This window comes from Chthoniobacter sp., assembly GCF_040003245.1.
Lineage (GTDB): Bacteria > Verrucomicrobiota > Verrucomicrobiia > Chthoniobacterales > Chthoniobacteraceae > Chthoniobacter.
Genome location: NZ_JBDUCX010000389.1, coordinates 1 through 3525 on the forward strand (window position 1 = coordinate 1; position 3525 = coordinate 3525).

The window sequence follows — 3525 nt, forward strand, 5'->3', positions numbered from 1 at the left end:
AGATGATCGGCTTGTTGAAGAGCCACGTGAAGCGCGGCGCCCCGTAAATCTGGCCCTTCCATTTCGCCGTCCCCGTGGGGCCGAAGAAAATCAGGTGCTTGAACCGCAGCATCGATTCCGCCTCGCCATAACCTTCCTGCTGCTTGCGAAAGGCCTGGAGCGTGAACCGCCGGTAGTGCCACACGATCGCACTCGGGGCGAAGGCAATGACTCCACCGTTGGTCTGCAAGCGCCAGCAAAAATCCACGTCATCACCCGCCTTGCGATATTCGGTATCGAAACCGATCACACTGTGAAAGGCCGCACGGTGAAAAGCCATGTTACAGCCGGGAATGTGCTCCGCCACCACATCGGTGAGCAGCACGTGGCTCGGCCCGCCCGGCGCCGCCGAGACCGCAGCCTGGATCCAATTGACCGCCGGCGGCGAAATGTTCGGGCCGCCCACGCCGACGTAATCGCCACTGATTAGCGTCCCAATCATGTAGTAAAGCCAGTCAGGGTCCGCCATGCAGTCGCTGTCCGTGTAAGCAAAGACTTCGCCGGTGGCCGCGTGGGCACCGGCATTGCGGGCATAACTCAGCCCCATGTTTGGCTGCACGATCCAGATGAAATCCGGCAATTTTCCTCCGCCCTTGTAGGCCTCCACCCGCGCGTCGTGATGCTGACCGGTCACCTTCGCGGCGGTTTCTTCGTCTTTGCTCACGCCGCTAAAACGCGCCTGCCGTTTTTCCAGCCAGGCCTTCACGAGGGCCTGCGAATCATCCTTCGAGCCATCATCGACCAGCACGATCTCGAAGTCGGGATACGTCACTTCGTCGAGCGATTCCAGGCAGTCCTTGAGCGTCTTGCCGCCATTGTAACTGCATACGATCACGCTCGTCCGCGGATAACGCTCGAGCTTTACGCGCTCGGTGATCGAGCCGTCGCAGCGCAAATACTTCTGCAATTCGTAAAAAGCCTTCTTCGGCTCACGCTCGCGCGTGACGAGGCCGAAAGCCCAGTCCGTGATGTCATGCCCGCCGGTGAACCACTCGTCCGTCCAGGCAAAGAAGATGGTCCCGGCGGCGCCGCCGCGCACCACGCTTTCAAGATGCCAGGAGAGCACGTCGGCCTGCTCCTGCTCGCCCTTGCGAATGGTATCCAGTCCGAATTCACCAAAGATCAGCGGCCGGTCCTCGGCCAGGTTTTGCAGCCGCGCGAGATATTTCTCAAAATCGCGCTGCCGCTCGAGATAGACATTGTAGGAAACGAAATCGACATTACTCGGCAGCAGATACTCGGTGGGCGGATAAGCCGCGTAGCTATAGAGCGGACGCGGATCCGCCTCACGGGCGATCCGGATGAGCTTCTCGACAAACTCGATCACCCGCCGCGCGCCCAGCCAGCGGACCATGGCATACGGAATCTCGTTACCCACGTAGTAACCGAGGATCGCCTCGTGTCCCTTGTTCTTGGCCACCCCTTCGCGAATCGTCTGCTCGACCTGCCGGCGGATCTTCGGGTTGTTCAGGAACTCGACATGCTCCGCCCAGGGAATCGAGATGAGCACCCGCAGGCGAAACTCCCGCGCGAGGTCCAGGAACCAGCGCGGCGGAATGTGATAGATACGCAGCAGGTTGATCCCCATCGCCTGCATGAGCGTGAAATCGCGGCGCGCCTTTTCCGGGTCGCCCACGAAATCCCCCGCCGCATCCGGGGCAAACGGCCCATAGGTCACGCCCTTGATAAACCACTTCTTGTCCCCCTCGAAAAAGAACTTCGCGCGGACGCGAATCTGTTCAAAAGGGGCAACGGACGTATCGGGAGGAGCACTGGGCTCAAGGACTTCGGGCATGGAAAGGGCGCTTTTCTTACCGTGATAGCACGGACTCGGCAAGTGGAGGGTGGGAAATGAGGAATGAGAAGTAGGAAATGCGGTGGGCGGGTGTCGAATGACGCGAGAACGCCTCCCGAAATTCATCCCACGCCATTTGCGGCTTCCTTCCTCATTCCCCATTTTCCATTTTCCATCTCTCCCACCCTTCCCATGCCTCCGATCCTCAGCGTCAGTAATCTCACCGTCCGCCGCAGCGAAACGCGCATCCTCGACGACCTGTCGTGGACGGTCCAGCGCGGCGAGCACTGGGTCATCCTCGGAGCCAACGGTTCCGGCAAGACGTCTCTGCTCAGTTGTCTGACCGGCTATCTCTCCTCGACCAGCGGTGGCATTTCCGTGCTCGGGCAGACTTTCGGCGAAAGCGACTGGCGCGAACTCCGCCTGCTCGTCGGCATCGTCAGCTCCAGTGTACGCCAGATGATGGCCGACCACGAACTCGCGCTCACCACTGTCATCAGCGGCAAATACGCCATGATCGACTACTGGGGCCGCATCAAATCCGCCGACCGCGTCGCTGCCCGGCGCATCCTTCGCGACGTGGAGGCCACCTACCTGGCCGACCGTCGCTGGGAAGTGCTCAGCCAGGGCGAGCGCCAGCGCATCCTCATCGGCCGCGCTCTCATGGCGAAGCCCCGCCTGCTCATCCTGGACGAACCTTGCGCCGGCCTCGACCCCGTCGCCCGCGAACATTTCCTCGCCTTCCTCCAGCGCCTCGGCTCCCGGCGGGGCGCCCCCGCGCTGGTCTTTGTCACGCATCACGTCGAGGAAATCGTCCCCGTCTTCACCCACGCTCTCCTCCTCCGCCAGGGCCGCGTCCTCGCCTCGGGCAAAAAACAGGCGGTCCTCAACTCCGCCAACCTGAGCAAAACCTTCGACGCACCATTGCGGCTCGCGCAGAAAGACGGGCACTACACCTTGCGCGCGACTTCCCATTTGCGCGGGCCGGGTTAGCTTACCGCCCGTGCCCCCGCCCCGCTCCCTTCGCTTCCTCGCCACCGCCCTGTGCGCGGCGCTGATGGCCAGTCCCATTGTGGTCCGCAGCGAGGAGCCGGTCACTCCCGACTCGGTCGTCGTCGATCCCCCCACGGAAGCCGTGATCAACGGCGCGCTGCACTATCTGGCCGCCCAGCAGCAGACCAACGGCTCCTGGACCGCCGTGGGCCGCCGCGGCGATCATCCCGTGGCCATCACCGGATACGTGCTGCTCGCTTTCATGGCCGCGGGCAATCTCCCCGAGGAAGGCGACTACGCGCGCCAGGTCAATGCGGGCATGCAGTTCCTGCTCGATTCGCTCCAGCCCGATGGCACCTACCGCGGCGTCAGCGCCGGCCAATACATGTACAATCATGGCATCGCCACGATCGCCCTCGCCGAGTTGTACGGGCAGACTCGCTCCCCCGCCATCCGCGCGAAGCTGGAGCGTGCCGTGAAACTGATCGTCACGACCCAGAGCGAGCGCGGTGATTCCAAGGGCGGCTGGCGCTACCGGCCCTTCCCCGGCGACGCCGATATCTCCATCACCGTGATGCAAGTCGTCGCCTTGCGCGCGGCGAAAAATGGCGGCTTCGACGTGCCGCAGCAGACCATCGACGATGCCATCGACTACGTGCGGCGTTGCAAATCCGGCGGGGCCGGCGGGTTCAGCTACC

Annotated in this window: 2 protein-coding genes and 1 pseudogene; 2 read left to right on the forward strand and 1 reads right to left on the reverse strand. The window is 62.8% G+C overall.

The window, feature by feature from the left end:
- Positions 1 to 1834: glycosyltransferase (locus ABJF10_RS30030; RefSeq protein WP_348548282.1), on the reverse strand; the 1834-nt coding region annotated here is incomplete at its 3' end.
- A 192-nt stretch (positions 1835 to 2026) separates the two neighbouring features.
- Between ABJF10_RS30030 and ABJF10_RS30035 the strand changes: the two genes are divergently transcribed.
- Positions 2027 to 2827, forward strand: a complete 801-nt coding sequence (locus ABJF10_RS30035) for an ABC transporter ATP-binding protein (RefSeq protein ID WP_348548283.1) — start codon at positions 2027 to 2029, stop codon at positions 2825 to 2827.
- Positions 2828 to 2837: 10 nt separating this feature from the next.
- Positions 2838 to 3525, forward strand: a pseudogene (locus ABJF10_RS30040) (hypothetical protein); the annotation flags it as partial.